15 protein-coding genes are annotated in these 16,957 nt (G+C 42.4%); 4 read left to right on the top strand and 11 right to left on the bottom strand.

Translation table 11 applies throughout. From position 1 onward, the window contains the following. Positions 1–63: 63 nt before the first annotated feature. Positions 64–1,149 (bottom strand): ketoacyl-ACP synthase III, encoded by a 1,086-nt coding sequence (locus FCV43_RS12005; protein ID WP_136995321.1) that lies wholly within the window; start codon positions 1,147–1,149, stop codon positions 64–66. A 426-nt stretch (positions 1,150–1,575) separates the two neighbouring features. Here FCV43_RS12005 and ushA point away from each other — a divergent pair, with 426 nt between their 5' ends. Together ushA and FCV43_RS11995 are read left to right on the top strand one after the other, a co-directional pair. Beyond that, positions 1,576–3,282 (top strand): bifunctional UDP-sugar hydrolase/5'-nucleotidase UshA, encoded by a 1,707-nt coding sequence (gene ushA / locus FCV43_RS12000; protein ID WP_136995320.1) that lies wholly within the window; start codon positions 1,576–1,578, stop codon positions 3,280–3,282. Positions 3,283–3,519: 237 nt separating this feature from the next. Continuing rightward, positions 3,520–4,677, top strand: coding sequence for an MFS transporter (locus FCV43_RS11995; RefSeq protein ID WP_017052805.1), 1,158 nt, complete (start codon positions 3,520–3,522; stop codon positions 4,675–4,677). A 113-nt stretch (positions 4,678–4,790) separates the two neighbouring features. On the opposite strand, the gene FCV43_RS11990 is transcribed toward FCV43_RS11995, so the two are convergent. After that, entirely contained in the window at positions 4,791–5,693 is a 903-nt protein-coding gene (locus FCV43_RS11990; RefSeq protein ID WP_136995319.1) for an AraC family transcriptional regulator, read from the bottom strand. 52 nt (positions 5,694–5,745) lie between these two features. On the opposite strand from FCV43_RS11990, the gene FCV43_RS11985 reads away from it, so the two are divergent. Next, positions 5,746–7,131, top strand: a complete 1,386-nt coding sequence (locus tag FCV43_RS11985) for an MATE family efflux transporter (protein ID WP_136995318.1) — start codon at positions 5,746–5,748, stop codon at positions 7,129–7,131. A 93-nt stretch (positions 7,132–7,224) separates the two neighbouring features. Here the strand turns inward: FCV43_RS11985 and FCV43_RS11980 are convergent, their stop codons facing one another. Continuing rightward, positions 7,225–7,605, bottom strand: a complete 381-nt coding sequence (locus FCV43_RS11980) for a nitrous oxide-stimulated promoter family protein (RefSeq protein ID WP_136995317.1) — start codon at positions 7,603–7,605, stop codon at positions 7,225–7,227. A 137-nt stretch (positions 7,606–7,742) separates the two neighbouring features. Between FCV43_RS11980 and FCV43_RS11975 the strand changes: the two genes are divergently transcribed. Then, positions 7,743–7,952: a DUF2986 domain-containing protein gene (locus FCV43_RS11975; RefSeq protein ID WP_017052809.1), complete on the top strand. Its 210-nt coding sequence runs from the start codon at positions 7,743–7,745 to the stop codon at positions 7,950–7,952. Here FCV43_RS11975 and FCV43_RS11970 read toward each other — a convergent pair. The 8 genes from FCV43_RS11970 to FCV43_RS11935 all read right to left on the bottom strand — a co-directional run bounded on the left by FCV43_RS11970 (position 7,944) and on the right by FCV43_RS11935 (position 16,943). Continuing rightward, positions 7,944–8,417 carry an NYN domain-containing protein gene (locus tag FCV43_RS11970; protein ID WP_017052810.1) on the bottom strand — a complete coding sequence of 158 codons (474 nt, stop codon included), beginning with the start codon at positions 8,415–8,417 and terminating at the stop codon, positions 7,944–7,946. The genes FCV43_RS11975 and FCV43_RS11970 overlap by 9 nt on opposite strands. 79 nt (positions 8,418–8,496) lie before the next feature. Then, a complete protein-coding gene (gene cobA, locus FCV43_RS11965; protein ID WP_136995316.1) occupies positions 8,497–9,267 on the bottom strand; it encodes a uroporphyrinogen-III C-methyltransferase in 771 nt (256 codons plus the stop codon). Between the two features lie 267 nt (positions 9,268–9,534). Further along, positions 9,535–10,350: a formate/nitrite transporter family protein gene (locus FCV43_RS11960; protein WP_136995315.1), complete on the bottom strand. Its 816-nt coding sequence runs from the start codon at positions 10,348–10,350 to the stop codon at positions 9,535–9,537. A 131-nt stretch (positions 10,351–10,481) separates the two neighbouring features. Continuing rightward, the gene (nirD, locus tag FCV43_RS11955) at positions 10,482–10,811 is read right to left on the bottom strand and encodes a nitrite reductase small subunit NirD (RefSeq protein ID WP_136995314.1); all 330 of its coding nucleotides are present in this window, start codon (positions 10,809–10,811) and stop codon (positions 10,482–10,484) included. A gap of 17 nt (positions 10,812–10,828) precedes the next feature. Beyond that, positions 10,829–13,390, bottom strand: coding sequence for a nitrite reductase large subunit NirB (gene nirB / locus FCV43_RS11950; RefSeq protein ID WP_136995313.1), 2,562 nt, complete (start codon positions 13,388–13,390; stop codon positions 10,829–10,831). Positions 13,391–13,826: 436 nt separating this feature from the next. Continuing rightward, positions 13,827–15,014 carry a choline ABC transporter ATP-binding protein gene (gene choV, locus FCV43_RS11945; RefSeq protein ID WP_136995312.1) on the bottom strand — a complete coding sequence of 396 codons (1,188 nt, stop codon included), beginning with the start codon at positions 15,012–15,014 and terminating at the stop codon, positions 13,827–13,829. 2 nt (positions 15,015–15,016) lie between these two features. Next, positions 15,017–15,859, bottom strand: coding sequence for a choline ABC transporter permease subunit (gene choW, locus FCV43_RS11940; protein ID WP_136995311.1), 843 nt, complete (start codon positions 15,857–15,859; stop codon positions 15,017–15,019). Positions 15,860–16,001: 142 nt separating this feature from the next. Further along, positions 16,002–16,943 (bottom strand): choline ABC transporter substrate-binding protein, encoded by a 942-nt coding sequence (locus FCV43_RS11935; RefSeq protein WP_136995310.1) that lies wholly within the window; start codon positions 16,941–16,943, stop codon positions 16,002–16,004. Between the last annotated feature and the right edge of the window lie 14 nt (positions 16,944–16,957).

Below are 16,957 nucleotides of genomic sequence, written 5' to 3'. Positions count from 1 at the left end.
ATAAAAATAATGCCGCAAGCTGCGGCAATATTTATTGATTTCGAAGACGATGTTTTATTATCGCTATTCAGGTTTATTTTGACAGTGCTGAATGGCGTTCTCTAATAGCTCTAATGCTGTCTCTTTACACTCAGGTAAACGTGCATCAGGCTCAGCAATAGGCGTCACACGCTCGCCCCATTTAATATGACCTGCTCCCCAAGTTAAACCTGCACCAAATGCTGCCACTAATATCTCAGCGCCTGGTTTTACACGGCCTTGTTCTAGAGCTTCACACATCGCAATTGGAACCGTTGCTGCCGATGTGTTGCCGTACTGCTGAATGTTTACAAATGCTTTATCTTGGCTAATACCAGACATATCACATAGTGTTTGAATGATTCGGATATTAGCTTGATGGGGAATAACCACATCAATATCATCAGTAGAAATACCCGTACGAGAAAGAACGGTATGAGCCGCCGCCCCCATTCCTTTCACCGCACGTTTGAAGATCTCTTTACCGACAAAATTGAAATCAAAGTAGCCATTATCAACAGCAAAACGATCCATCGCAGTACCAAATTTAGGTACGGCTAAAATATCTCGACCAGCAGAATCACAACCGATTTGCGCTTGCTGTAAACCTACCTTTTGTTCTGTACGGCTAAGAGTCACTGCACCAGCGCCATCACCAAATAGAACGGCGGTATCACGCTTGGTCCAATCAATATAGAAAGACAAACGTTCTGCACCCACTACGATTGCATTGCGATAATTACCCGCTTGCATCAGTCGCGTAGCCGTTTCTAATCCGTAGACAAAACCCGTACATGCAGCATTTAAATCAAACGCAGCCGCACCTTTAATACCAAGGTTCTGTTGCACTTTTGACGCAATATTTGGTAACAGCGAATCCGCAGAGCATGACGCGACAATGATAAGGTCAATATCTTCAGCCGTTAATCCAGAACATGCCATCGCATTTTTTGCTGCTGCGGTTGCAAGCTCAGAAGTATTCACATGACTGATTCGACGGTTTTCGATACCAGTTCGAGAACGAATCCATTCATCTGATGTTTCTAAGAATGTACTAAGATCTTGATTCGATAAAATAGCTGGTGGTAGGCACTTTCCCCAACCTGTGATTTCAGCGTAAAAATTTGTCATTCGGGACCTATTTATTGTATTCCAATTGCGTATTTTAAGCCTCAACCAATAAAACTCGCTTACATTCCTAAATTGTTCATTAGAGGACTAAGTTGAATTGTAATAATTTGGCTTTACTGTATTTCACAGATTATACGCTGAATTGTTAAAACTGTAAGCAGTGGTTACACAATCATAATTCTCAAGTAGACGATCTGTTTGATATTATTTATATCAATATCAACCTTGTACATCACATTTTCTGTAATTTTTTGCGTTACACATTGTTAATCCACGAAAAATGTTTATTTCAAAACTCAGCCTCCAAGATCATCACAAATATATTTAGCCCAACTTCAACCTAGATCTTCATCACGAAAAATAATAATGGTTTCAGTATATTGCAACGAAAACTAAAATCATGTCATAAAAACAAGGATCCCCCTCATGAAGTTTTCCAAATCTCTACTCGTACTTTCTGTAAGTATTGCAATGGCTGGTTGTGGCTCAGACAGCGACAGCACAGACGTTACTTGCGAAACTGCAGATTCATGCACTAAATTTACAGTTCTCCATACCAATGACAACCATGGTCGCTTCTGGGAAAACAAATATGGTGAGTATGGCATGGCTGCTCGCAAAACTCTGATCGAACAAATTCGTGCTGAAGTGACTGCAAATGGTGGTGAATCTATTTTGCTATCTGGTGGCGATATCAATACAGGCGTTCCTGAATCTGACATGCTGAATGCCGTGCCTGATTTTGTCGGCATGAACTTACTAGGCTACGACGCTATGGCTCTTGGTAACCACGAATTTGATAACGAGCGTAGTGTTCTGGATATGCAAAAACAGCTAGCGGATTTCCCGATGCTAGCGGCAAACATATACTTAAAAGATTCAGATGGAAACGTAACAGACGAACGTTTATTTGACCCATACAAAGTTTTTACTATTAATGGATTAAAAGTTGCTGTCATTGGTTTAACAACAAAAGACACTGAGAAACTTGTCAACCCTACTAATGTTGCTGATTTAGAATTTGCAGATCCTCAAATTGAGATTAAAAAAGCAATTGCGGAAATTGAAGCAAATGAAAATGTTGATTTAATATTTGCAACTACACATATGGGTCATTATGCAAATGGACAACACGGAAGTGAAGCTCCTGGTGATGTTAAATTAGCTCGATCTCTAGAAGAGGGAGAATTAGACGCAATTATCGGTGGCCACTCTCAAAACCCAGTATGTATGGAAGGCGAAGAATACGCAGACTTTAAACCTGGAGATGCTTGTAAACCAGATCAACAAAATGGCACTTACATCATGCAAGCTCATGAATGGGGCAAGTATGTTGGCCGTGCAGATTTTGAGTTCTACGAGGGTAAACTTCATTTAGCTGATTACAGCTTAGTTCCGGTAAACCTGAAAGCAAAAGATGAAAATGGTGTTCGTCAATTCATTCAAGATGAAATTAAGCCAGATGCAACAGTAAAATCGATCCTTCTTCCATACCAACAAGAAGGTCAAGAACTGCTGGATGTTGTTATTTCAAATACAGATGATGTACTTGTTGGTGAACGAAGTGTCGTCCGTTCAGAACAAACAAACTTAGGCCACCTTCTAGGACACGCTTACCGTACCTACAACCTTGTAAATGCCGATTTTGGAGTTATGAATTCTGGTGGTGTTCGAGCTTCAATTCAACCTGGAAACATAGCTTATCGTGATGTACTAACGGTGCAGCCATTTGGTAACTTTGTCACTAAAGCGACAATGACAGGTCAAGAAGTTAAAGATTACCTTGATGTTGTAGCGACAAAAACAGCTGGCTCTGGTGCGTATGCTCAACTGGATAACATTAACCTAACGGTAGATTGTGATTTAAGTGATGTAACGATCAACGACATCAATGGCAAAGGTTTTAACCTAACGGATACATACTCTTTCTCTGTAATTAGCTTTAGTGCTGCAGGTGGTGATAACTACCCTGTTATTGATGTGGAGTCTACTCAAATAACTGACGCTGCTGTACTTAGAGAATTCTTTGTCAATAACCCACAAGTTAATGCTGCTGATTATGCTCCTGTTGATGGTGATCTCACTTACATGAGTGGCGGCCAAGAAGTTAAAGGGTGCCCTTCTGCTCAATAAATAACAACACTCTATTAATGAATAGGCTATCAGTGCTATTCAAAAAGGCCTTAATGATTTAAGGCCTTTGTCTTTTCTGGCGACTAAATAAAAGAATATATACAACACATCTTAATCAATTTATCTGATAACAATTTTCTATCGTCTAGATAAAATTCTTTCGTTTTACAGTCAGTTAATTTCCCTCCATATTCGCGCAATAAATCACTATCAACCTGCGAATTGGAGACCACGACATTGGAAAACACCCTAACCTTAGCGCCTAAAAAAAGTATTGCTGTGCCAGTGATCGCGCTAACTCTCTATGCTGTGTCATCAGGCTACTTAATGAGCCTGATCCCACTGATGCTGTCGCATTACGGTTTAGAGAATCAACTTGCCAGTTGGTTAGCGAGTGCCTTCTATGCAGGTCTTTTGATTGGTGCTGTCTTCATTGAGCCTCTTGTCAAACAAATTGGTCACCGCAATGCTTTCGTTTTATGTTTAGCCTGTTTCATGGTCACCATTCTTGCGATGCCAACATTTGCATATTCGTCTGTCTGGCTTGCAGCTCGTTTAGTTGCGGGTATTGCTGTTGCTGGTGTATTCGTGGTGGTTGAATCATGGCTGATGAGCGGTGATGAAGCAAGCCGAGCAAAACGATTAGGTATTTACATGGCCGCGCTATACGGTGGCGCTTCAATTGGTCAATTAGGGATCGGTACCATTGGTGTTGAAGGGGCCGTACCATTTATTGCGATTCTAACGTTGCTGCTGATGGCAGTCTTAGTCTTAATGTTTGGCAATGCGCAACAGCCAGAGAGTCACAACACCAGTGCTCTGTCGTTTAAACAGATCGCAAAACTGAACCATGCTGCAATCATTGGCTGTATTATTTCTGGGCTTACCCTGGGTGCGATTTACGGACTAATGCCAGTAGAGCTTACTCAGCGTGGTATTGAGACGTCTGATGTTGGAAGCTTAATGGCATTGGTTATCTTAGGGGGAATGGCGATTCAACCCGTCGTGCCTTGGTTATCCAAATTCCTAGGACGAACTCTGTTAATGGCAATGTTCTGCTTTCTGGGTGTTTTCTCGATAGGATTAACCGCTCAATCAGACAGCCAAATAATACTAGCTGTTTGTTTGTTCATGCTTGGAATGGCAACGTTCGCTTTATATCCAATTGCGATTAATTTAGGCTGTGAAGGGTTAGACGAGTCGTTCATTGTATCAGCAACCCAAGTCATGCTGTTTAGCTACAGTGTTGGCTCTGTGGCTGGCCCTTTAATTGCGAACAGTTACATGGGTTCGAAAAACGGCCTACTGAGCTACCTATTTATCTCATTAATGGCGACGTGTATTTACATGCTACTGGTAAGCGTAAAAGGCAAAAAGCAAGCGATGGTGGGTTAAGAGAAAAAGGTTTTATGCTTATTTACAAGTACTTATTTATAAAGCTTTTTCTCGAATATTGATTTAAAACGGACACCAAAGGAGAGCTCATCACTCTCCTTTTTTATTGGCATCTAAATAGACGCTAACTGCTGAATAATATTCTTACGATACCGACTAGGAGAACAGCCAAAATATTTACGAAATCGATGAGTAAAATTATACGGATCTTTATAGCCAAGCCGCTGTGCAATCATCGAAATCGTCCACTCTTGGTATTGAAGCAAATCCGCGGCTTTTTCCATCCTCAAATGAATCAATCGGCTTCTTGGTGACATCCCATAGAGATTTTTTGAGATACGGTTCAACTGCTCTTCACTAATGAAACACTTCGCAGCCATCTCTTTTACTGTCCATGGTAGATGCAACTGGCTTTCTACTTCATTAAACAAGGTATGAACCCGAGACACGGAACTGGTCGATTTTGATTCAACGCCAGTCAAAATTAAATTAAGTTCACTGACCAAAAGCCGACGAAACGCCGTTCTTCCCTCTATTTCACAATGAATTAAATTCAGTAATGACCACATCTGTTCACATTGGTGATACGGCAAAATGGTTAACCCTAACGCTTCAAATTGCTGCCATTTGGCTATTGCTTGTGGCAACAACCAGATCATCTTCCAGTAGTTATCGACACTATTGAGCTCAAAGCGAAATGGTTCACCAGCAGGGATCACCAACAGCGAGTAAGGTTCGATCAATTCAACTCGATCCGATGTCGTTAAAATGCCACCGCCCTCTAGCGTGAAGATAAGTGTGTGTACCGCAACCCCACAGCGCTCGACATAATAACCATCCGTTAACTCCGCCATTCCTGCCATGAAAATCCCTTCTTGACTAAGTTCTGGAATGTCTGACGTAGTTAAAAATCGCTCTTTACAAGCATCTGCCAGATAGACCTCTTCATGCCATTCGGTTTTAGGTGACATTTTACTCATGACGGATTTGCACAGGTTTTCTCTATTTTCACACATTCTACTTATAACCCTTTCACTCTATAGTTGCGTTCCAAAATGAGGAATGACAATGACTTTTAAAAACTACCCGAAAACACTCAACAAAGCCACACCTGACGGTATGTTATCTAAGGTGATAAAACTGGGATTCCCTGTTGCTATTCAAAGTGCGCTAGTGGCAATTCTTGCGCTTGCAGACGTCTTAATGGTCAGCGACTTTGGTAAAGAAGCAACTGCATCTGTGGGAATCGCCTCAAAATGGCATTTTGTCGCAATCATGATCATGGCTGGTATGGCATCTGCAAATGGTGTTCTGGTGGCTCAATACTGGGGGCGAAATGACCGCATAACAGCGAAAACGATCACTATGCTGGCAATGCGTTGTGGAGCAAAAATCTTATTGCCTGTGACTTTAATCATTACTCTAGGTTCTAGCTATATCATGATGCTACAAACCAGCGATGCTAGAGTCATTGAATTAGGGGCGACTTACCTTTGGTACAGTTTTCCCGTTCTCATTTTAACTCACTTAATTGTGGTCGCTGAGTCCGCCATGCGATCATCAGGTGACACTGTCACTCCTCTATTTTTAGGTGCAGTGACTATTGTTGTCAATATTGGCTTAAACTTTTGGTTAATCAAAGGTGGGTTAGGAGTTCCGGCAATGGGTGTGGCTGGGGCGGCATTAGCGACGACTATTTCAAGGCTGCTGCAAGTGGTATTGATGTTTGGTTTCTTAAACTGGCGTAAACATTGGCTAATCACGTCACAGACGCTGACTGAGTCAACTCGATTATGGGCTTCTTATAAGCGTCTTGCGATTCCAACAACGGCCAGTGCGGTGATGTGGGCGACAGGTACCTTGATGTATCAAATGATCTTCGGTCATATGGGCACAACTGAATTAGCCGTGTTCAGCATGATTGGTCCTTTTGAATCACTCTGCTATTCACTATTTTTTGGCATTTCAGTGGCGTGTTCCATTTTACTTGGCCAATCGTTGGGAAGAGATGAATTTGCAGATGCATTTAAAATGTCGAAGTTCTTCATCAAAACAGTATTAGGATTCGGCCTGACTGTTGGAGGAGTATTGCTGTTCGGAAAAGGTATGATTCTATCGTGGCTAAATTTGACCAGTGCAGAGCTCTACCCTCTGGCCTCTCCTGCACTGAGTGTACTATGTTGTGCGATCTGGTTACGTATGCTCAACATGATCATCATCAACGGAATTTTAAGAGCAGGTGGTGATAATCAGTTTTGCTTGCGTATGGACTTCATCTCGATGTGGTTGGTTGGAGTACCACTGACTGCATTGGCGGCTTTTGGTTTAGGATGGGATTTTAAATACGTTTACATGTTGATGTTGGTGGAAGAAGTGGTGAAATTTTCACTCTGCTTCCACCGTTATTTAAAACGTCACTGGATGAATAACCTAACGTTGCCAGCATCAGCATAAAATCAGTTAGAACAGCGTAATTAAGAGAATGGATTAGTCGGTGAACAGGTAAATAGGTGAGACAAGTTAAGCGCGCCCTTAACCTTGTTTCGCCTATTTTTTTAAGCGTATATGTCGATTAGAAGCATTTGGTTTAGGTTTATCTGGTACTGTCCGCTTTTCATGTATTAAGTGTCGAATCGCCAAAATAGGATGTGGAAGTAGCATGCGAGGCCCAGCATAGCGCATCACTAGTCGCATCTGCTCTTTAGGCTCGGGTTTATAGCAATGGATAGGGCATTTATTACACGTTGGCTTCGCTTGTCCGTATGGGCAGCGATCAAGCCTTACTTCAGCGTAACGCAATAAATCAGCACACTCAGAGCAGAGTAATTCTCCACCATGATGCTTACGGCAGTATATTTCAACCATCGCTTTCACCGTTTTAAATTCGGTATGTAACCCACCTAATAAAATATCACTGACTTTATTCATAACTCTATCTACTACGGACTAATAAGGGTGGTTCATTCTCTTGTGATTTGGATCAAAATTCTTTATTCTCCCCCACAACGAAAATCGCGAAATTAACGCATAAATGCCAAACGCGATAAGGCCACAGGGTAAACACCATGAACCGTAAAAAAAAGATTAATGATATCCTAAAAAAGAAAATGAAGAAGCAAAACGCGAAGCTTCATTCAAGCAATAAACCTCGTTACATTTCGAAAGCTGAACGTGCAAAAATGGAAGCAGAAGAAGCCGCGAAAAATGAAAACACGGCTACAGAAACAGCTACCGATAACAGTGCTGAAGCAGTAACGGCACCTGAATCAGAGTAACAAATCGTTATCGATCGGGTGAAAACGACTGGCAGAATCAATAAGATTTTGAGCTGTCAGTCCAGGCACACCATACACTTCAACTGGCTTGTTAAAACGCTGCTTAATACGCTCTACAAGTACTTCAAAATCACCGTCACCTGATACTAAAACGATCACATCCGCTTCTTCAGCCAGTTCGATAGCATCTAATGCTATACCAACGTCCCAGTCACCTTTAGCACTACCATCACGCCTTTGGATGAATGGCTTTAATTTAACTTCAAAGCCTACCCCACGTAAGATATGGTGAAATTGGCGTTGACGCGGATCTTGACTGGCGATCGCATACGCATTCGCTTTAATCACTTCACGTCCAGTGGTAGCAACATACCAAAACTGGTTATAATCGAAGTTAGAGCGGTATTTTTCTTTAGTGGTGTAGTAAACATTTTGAACGTCTACTAAAATTGCGACTTTTTCCATACAACATAAGCTCTGTTAAATTTTCATCACCCTAGACGATTCCACTGAAAAAAGCGAACACAATTGTCAGGTCTTAAACCTACTTACCAAACCAATCCAATTTTTCATGAAGCGAAGTGACACTGCCGACCACGATAAGTGCAGGGCTGATTGCTTGTTTTGCAAGTTCAGGAAGTTCATCTAACCGACCGTGGAATACTCTTTGTTCTGGTCGCGTACCATTTTCGATAATGGCACAAGAAATATCCGGTGACAGGCCGTGATCAAGTAGATTTGCGGTTATGGTTGGGCTCTGTTTTAGTCCCATATAGAAAACTAAAGTATTGTTGGACTGAGCTAATGATGCCCACTCAATTTCCTGCCCATCTTTCTGTAAGTGCCCTGTGATGAATTGCACACTCTGCGCGTGATCTCTATGAGTTAACGGTATACCAGCATAAGATGTTGCTCCCGCTGCCGCAGTGATCCCTGGGATCACTTCAAATTTCACACCCTGTTCAGCCAATGTCTCTAACTCTTCACCGCCTCGGCCAAAAATAAACGAATCACCGCCCTTCAAACGCGCGACATGTTTCCCCTCTTGCGCCTTATCGACAAGTACCTGATTGATTTTATCTTGTGGCACAAAATGAAAATCTAACTTTTTACCCACGTAAATCATCTCTGCATTTTCATTCGCCAGTGCCAAAATTTCTTTTGAAACCAATCGATCGTAAACTACGACGTCAGCCTGCTGAATAACACGTGCGCCTTTTACCGTCAGTAAATCAGGATCGCCCGGCCCCGCACCTACTAATGATACAAATCCTTTTTTTTCTGTCTGAGTATTTAATTGTGAAGCTTCTGACATGTAGTACTCCGAATACGATTCGATCCCTTTCGAATCTGATGATATCTAGGATAAACGTAAATATGCGCTCAATCCTTTAAATTTCTAGTTTCTAGACTATCAGTTGTGACAAGCAAACATCAGTCTTACTTCCAATTAAGAAAGAAGTATTTATAACTAAATGATCTATTGTTCTTCACCCTATCTCAATGCCACTGAGAATAGAAAAAGCCTCAAGCTTATAAACTTGAGGCTTTACGGTCAGAACCACGACAAATTACTGGTTGATTATTTAGCATTAACCATTGGGGCTGTTTTTGCGTGCGTTAGGTATAGAGGAACACACGTGAACAGTAGGCCACCAACAATATTACCTAGAATGGTAGGAATTAGGTTGAAGTTCAACCATGTCGCGATACCAAAATCAGCACCTAAAATCATGCCTAATGGGAATAGGAACATGTTTACTACTGTGTGTTCGAATACTAGCGCGAAGAAGATGAAGATTGGGAACCACATCATTGCTACACGGCCAGACACAGTACGTGCTGTCATGTTGCCGATGACACCTAAACAAACCATTAGGTTACAGAAGATACCGCGAACGAAACAAGTGATCCATCCGTCCATACCCATGTTTTCAAAACCTAGGCTACGAGCCGTAGAAACAGCGATGAACTTTTGCGCAACAGCGTTTGGATCTAACGAGAAGTTACCCGTTAAAGAGATTGCAACTAATACCGCAACGATAAGAGAACCGATGAGGTTACCAAGGCCAACAATACCCCAACAACGTAAAATACGACCCCAAGTCACGCCTGCACGGTTATCAAATTTAGCAAGAGGAGCAAGACCAAATACACCCGTCACCAAGTCGTAACCCATAACACTTAAAATAACGAAACCCACTGGGAACACAAGTGCCCCAACAATACCGATACCTGTTTGTACGATCGTTGTGATAGCAACAACAACCGCAAGAGAAAGAATGATACCAGCCATAGTGCTTCGGATCAGAAGATCACGAGTACTTGTTTTTGTTTTTGCTTCACCCACATCGATCATCGTTTGAACGAATTCAGCTGGTTTAAAATCAGTAGACATAAATTGTCCTTATTCAAAAGTTAAAAATAAAAGTTAAAATCAGATAGGAAAAGGCTCTAGTTGCCGAATTAAGGCAATGTCAGGAACTAGAGCCCTTGAACTATCAAATCTTTAAGCTAGGCGTCCAAGACTTAAGCTGCGATCTCTACTGCGCCGTCAGTTACACGAGCTTTATATGCTTTCACATTAAATTGCTCATCTTCCATGCATACGCCAGTAGTCAGATTAAAGCGTTGCTTCTTCAGTGGACTTGCCACCCAAAGCTCGCTTTGGTGCTCTACGATCAAGCCACGCGATAGCACGTTCGATTGAAAGTAAGGATCCGTGTTACTAATTGCGAATACATCTTCACCTGCTGCTGGGCGAAACACTGCAACTTGCTCACCGTCAACAAGCGCGCACACACCAGTACCAGGAACGATATCTTCTAGCGGACAGATTTTAATAAATTTAGAAGCCATAATAATTTCTCTCGCTCTTATTCTGTTGCTGCTACGTGAAGGATATCGCCCTTCGCTTCAGGGTGTTTTTCGGTAAACGTTGCTGGACGGTGTTGTGCACGGCCATCTTTCACAAATACCACATTCTCATCACGGTCATCAGCATTGATAAAGTGAGAGAAACGCTTCAGTTGAACTTCATCATTAATGGTATCAGTCCATTCACAACGGAACTCTTCCACTAATTTCGCCACATCAGCTTCTAACTGGTCGTTGATACCAAGTTTGTTGTCTACAATGACTTCGCGCAGGTAATCGACACCGCCTTCAAGGTTATCCATCCATACTGATGTACGTTGAAGTGGCGCTGCTGTGCGAATGTAGAACATCATGTATCGGTCGATGTACTTGATCAGTGTCTCTTGATCTAGGTCGCTTGCAAGTAAGTCTGCGTGACGAGGTTTCATACCGCCGTTACCACACACATACATATTCCAGCCTGCATCAGTCGCGATAATACCTAAGTCTTTACCTTGAGCTTCAGCACATTCACGAGTACAGCCTGACACACCAAATTTCATCTTATGAGGAGTACGGATGCCCTTGTAACGGTTTTCAAGCATCACACCTAAACCAACAGAATCTTGAACACCGTAACGACACCACGTTGACCCAACACAGGTTTTCGCCATGCGTAGTGCTTTTGCGTATGCCTGACCAGTTTCGTAACCGGCAGCGATTAACTTCTTCCAAATCGCAGGAAGGTCATCTTTCTGAGCGCCAAATAGACCAATACGTTGTGCACCTGTAATTTTGGTGTACAGGTTATATTCAGCCGCAACGTCAGCAAGAACACTCAATGCTTGAGGTGTCACTTCACCACCAGCCATGCGAGGAATGACTGAGTAAGTGCCGTCTTTTTGCATGTTGCCTAGGAAGTTGTCATTCGTATCGTGCAACTTAACCAGTTCTGGCTTAAGAATGTGTTCACCCCAGCAAGACGCTAGAATTGAACCCGCAAGTGGCTTACAGACTTCACAGCCGTACCCTTTACCGTATTTCTCTAGAAGCTCATCGAATGTTTTGATCTCTTCGATGCGAATAAGGTGGAACAGCTCTTGACGAGAGTATGCGAAGTGCTCACATACGTCGTTTTTCACTTCAACGCCCGCTTTAGCAAGTTCTGCATTAAGAACTGAAGTCACAAGAGGAATACAACCACCACAGCCCGTACCTGCACCAGTCACCGCTTTAATATCACCAAGTGTGTGATGTCCATCAGCTACTGCTTGTGCAATCTTGCCTTTCGTTACATCGAAACAAGAACAGATAACAGCAGATTCAGGCAGTGAATCTGCACCCAATGTTGGTTTTTCTGCACCAGCATGCGCAGGAAGAATTAACGCATCAGGATGTTCAGGCAGATCAATTTCGTTCAGCATTAATTGAAGAAGGTCACCGTAATCAGACGTGTCACCCACCATTACAGCGCCCAGAAGTTTCTTGTTGTCTTCAGAAACAATGAGGCGTTTGTATACTTCTTGCTCTTCGTTTTGGTAAACGTAGCTCTTACAGCCAGGTGTACGGCCATTTGCATCACCAATCGAACCTACTTTTACGCCTAGAAGCTTAAGCTTCGCAGACATATCCGCACCTTCAAATTGGCTATCGTTTCCAATTAGGTGATCAACCGCAACCGTTGCCATTTTGTAGCCTGGAGCGACAAGACCATAGAAAGTACGGTTCCAAGAAGCACACTCACCAATCGCGTAGATGTTTTCATCCGTTGTTTGGCAGTGGTTGTTGATTTCAACACCGCCACGAGGAGCAATGCCTAAACCCATCTGACGAGCAAGTTTATCTTGAGGACGAATACCCGCTGAGAATACGATAAAATCCGCTTCTAGCTCTGATCCGTCAGCAAAACGCATTACGTTACGAGCTTCTGTACCTTCAGGAGCAATTTCTAATGTATTTTTACTGGTATGAACATTAACGCCCATACGTTCGATCTTCTGGCGAAGTTGATTACCACCAGCAAGATCTAGCTGTTCTGCCATTAATTTTGGCGCGAACTCTACAACATGAGTGGTTACGCCAAGCGCTTTAAGTGCACCAGCAGCTTCAAGACCGAGTAAACCACCACCAACAACAACGCCGCTTTTACTGTTTCTGGCCGTCGCTTCGATAGACTTAAGATCTTCGATGGTGCGGTATACGAAACAGTCTTTTCCATCGTTGCCTTTAATTGGCGGTACGAATGGGAATGAACCCGTCGCAAGAACCAATTTATCGTATTGAATTTCACGACCAGTGCTTGAATACACAGTCTGTTTTTCGCGGTTGATATTAATCGCACGCTCACCAAGCAAAACGTTGATGTTATGTTTTTGGTAGAAACCTTCTTTTACAAGAGAAAGTTCATCAGCGGTATGGTGTGAAAAATAAGAAGAAAGGTGCACGCGGTCGTAAGCGACACGAGGCTCCTCACAGAACACTGTGATGTCCATTTCACTTACGTCTGTTTTCTCTACTAAATCTTCGATATAGCGATGACCAACCATGCCGTTACCGATGATGACTAGCTTCATCTTGCTCATAAGAATTCCTGAAGGTTATGTTTCTTAACTGCGCGAATAATGAATTATGAAAGAAAATTAATAAATGATGTAAATCAATTACGGAAATAAACTACCCTAAAGGGGTAGTACTAAAGAGGTGCCAGCGCTCAAAAACCAACCAAACAGAGCATTAAAGCATCAGGCAATGTGAATAAATGGAAACACATGAATGAAAGATCAAAGGAAATACGTTGTAAAAATTCACAAACTGAAACTTTTGAATCACATTACCTACATTGCTTTACATTCATCTATTCATACCGCAAGAATCGGAAATAAGAGCTGCAGTCATGAGTTATGAGTTATGAGATAGAGATAGAGATAGAGATAGATGATGACAAAGACGGTGAGAAGTAAAATAAAATGAGAGCGAAGCCGTTCCCATTTTATTAATACTATTAGGAAAAGGTAAGTATTACGCTGCTTGATGTGTTTGAAATTTCCCTAATAGAGCATTATAAAATTCGCTGTCATTCAGCAAGCCAATTAGTTGTCCGTCTTCGACCAAAAGAATCGGATAGTCACTCAACTTTTTCAATTGGATCGCATCGCGCATACTTATATTCGGGCTAGCAGTCACTAATGTCGAGTCATGAATCTCACTCCAATCCGAGTCCTTCTCACCCCACTCGACCAGCGAATCCTCTGGAGAGTTCACAACTGCGATTCCCTCTTCTTTCTGTTCGATCCACAGCTCTTTTTGCTCACAGATCAGTAGACGATTGTTCTCTAAATTAAGTGATTCTAAAGGCTGCATCAAAGAGCGACCTTTTAGAACATTGAGAGGGTTGGTATGTGCCACAAAATCTTTCACATACTGTGTTTCTGGGGTTAATACAATGTCTTCAGGTTTTCCATGCTGAATAAGCTTACCTGACTCCATAATCGCAATATTATTACCAATTTTGAGCGCTTCATCTAAATCATGGCTAACGAACAGAATCGTTTTATTCAGTTTGCTTTGCAGAGTCAGTAGCTCATCTTGCAGTTGCGCTCTAATTAAAGGATCCAATGCCGAAAATGGTTCGTCCATTAATAAAATATCGGTATCCATTGCAAAAGCACGAGCCAAACCAACACGCTGCTGCATTCCACCAGAGAGTTCATGTGGGTATTTCGTTTCCCACTCCGCTAAGCCAACCATTTCAAGCTGTTCACGCGCTTTTGCTCTGCGTTCTGCTTTTGGCATACCCTGCATTTCAAGCCCGAAAGCAACGTTATCTAACACGCTCAGCCAAGGCATTAATGCAAACTTTTGAAATACCATAGAAACGCGGTTCCCGCGGAGGTGACGCAACGTTGCTTCATCACACTCAGCCAAATCAACGTGTGCATCTCCATCTTTCACTTCTAATGAACCACGGCTGATTTCATTTAAACCATTAACGGCTCGAAGTAAGCTGGATTTACCGGAACCCGATAACCCCATCAATACGCAAATTTCGCCCTCTTTAACGCTCAGGCTAACGTTATCAACGCCAACAACCTGACCCGTTTGATCAATAATTTCCTGACGTGTTTTCCCTTCATCCAAAAGATTCAAAGCCTGTTGAGCTTGTTTGCCAAATACAACATCTAAATTTTTGATCGTAATCGCATCCATAATTACGCTTCCTTCTGGTTAGGGGTTTTACATAGACGATCCAAAATGATCGCCACGAGTACAATAGCAAGCCCCGCTTCAAAACCTTGCGAGATATTTACGGTATTTAAAGCTCTCACGACTGGTTTTCCTAGCCCATCCGCACCGACTAAAGCTGCAATCACCACCATTGAAAGAGACAACATAATGCATTGCGTTACCCCTGCCATAATACTTGGAAGTGCCGCAGGTAATTCAACCTTAAGTAATAACTTCATTCGACTGGCACCAAACGCTTTACCCGCTTCAATCAGCTCTTCTGGTACTTTAGTGACGCCTAAATAGGTAAGACGAATTGGAGCCGCGATTGCAAATATAATGGTTGAAATCAGTCCTGGTACGATACCAAGCCCAAACAGTACTAACGTTGGAATTAAATACACAAACGTTGGAACGGTCTGCATGAGATCTAAAATCGGCCTCAATATGGTATAAAGCCAAGGTCGATGTGCCGCCATGATCCCTACCGGAACGCCAATTAATACGGAAATCGTTGTCGCTGCAAAGACGAGGACAAAGGTTTCCAGCATTTCTTGCCAGTAGCCAAGATTAAGGATCAACAGCAGTGCCGCGACAACAAATACCACCAAAGATATTTTGCGATGTAGATACCACGCTAGAGCAGCGGTGATAACAATAGGCACCGCTGCGGGCATCCATTTAAATACATCGACCAGAAAAAGAATCACAGTTTCAAGAAAGAATGAGATGGCATCAAAAAGACCATCGGCGTTGATGGTTAACCAATCCACGCCCGCTTCCATCCATTGACCAAGTGGGATTTTGTTATCCGTAATAAAATTCACAATACTACCTTTATTTGTCGGGCAAACAGAACTGACCCGTGAACTTCACGATAAACACAAATTCCTCTGTGGTTACCGTGAAGAATGTAATTAACTCAACACAAACGCTACGATTAAGCGCCTTGTATTGAGGCTTCAACCGTTACGCTTTCACTTGTTTAAGATACTGAGTCACTGCTTTTTGTGCTGATTCGCCTTTTTGTGACTTCACGTTCTTCAACCATAGTTCAACTTGTTGTGGATTTTCAGCAATCCATTTTTGAGCGGCTTTTTCTGGTTTAACACTTTGATTCAAAATCGCTTCCATCAACTCATTTTCCATCTCAAGCGTGAAGTTTAAGTTTTGTAAAAGCTGACCAACATTTTTGCATTCAGACAAGTAGTCATGTCTAACGTTGGTGTAGACATTTGCTCCACCATAATTAGGACCAAAGAAGTCATCACCGCCTGAAAGGTATTCCATTTCTACATTGCTGTTCATTGGGTGTGGTGCCCAACCAAGGTATGCGATCCACTGATTACGACGCACAGCACGAGAAACTTGAGACACCATGCCCGCTTCACTTGATTCAACCAAGCTAAAGTCTTTGAGCCCAAACGCATCCGAATCGATCATCGACTGAATCAAGCGGTTACCATCATTACCCGGTTCAATACCATAAATGCGCCCTTTAAACTTATCTGAGTACTTCGCGAGATCTGCAAAACTCTTTACGCCAGCATCGTAAACATACTTAGGAACAGCCAGTGTATATTTAGCCCCTTCTAAGTTTGCTCGAACCGTTTCAACGGTACCTGCTTCACGATATTTCGCGATGTCACCTTCCATCGTTGGCATCCAGTTACCCAAAAACACATCAATATCACCATTCGCCATTGATGAATACGTCACGGGTACTGACAATAGGTCAATCTTAGTTTTATAGCCCATGCCTTTAAGTAATTCGGTCGTTACCGCTGTAGTGGCCGTAATATCCGTCCAGCCTACATCTGAAAATCTTACCGTCTCACACTGATTTGCTGCTGCGTTAAAAGCGATTGAACTGATGCCTAATGCAAGTAAGGTCTTTGTTGTCGTTGACATAAATATTCCTTGTA

The organism is Vibrio genomosp. F6 (assembly GCF_005146325.1).
In the GTDB taxonomy this organism is placed as follows: domain Bacteria; phylum Pseudomonadota; class Gammaproteobacteria; order Enterobacterales; family Vibrionaceae; genus Vibrio; species Vibrio cortegadensis.
This window is presented reverse-complemented; position numbering and strand designations above follow the sequence as displayed.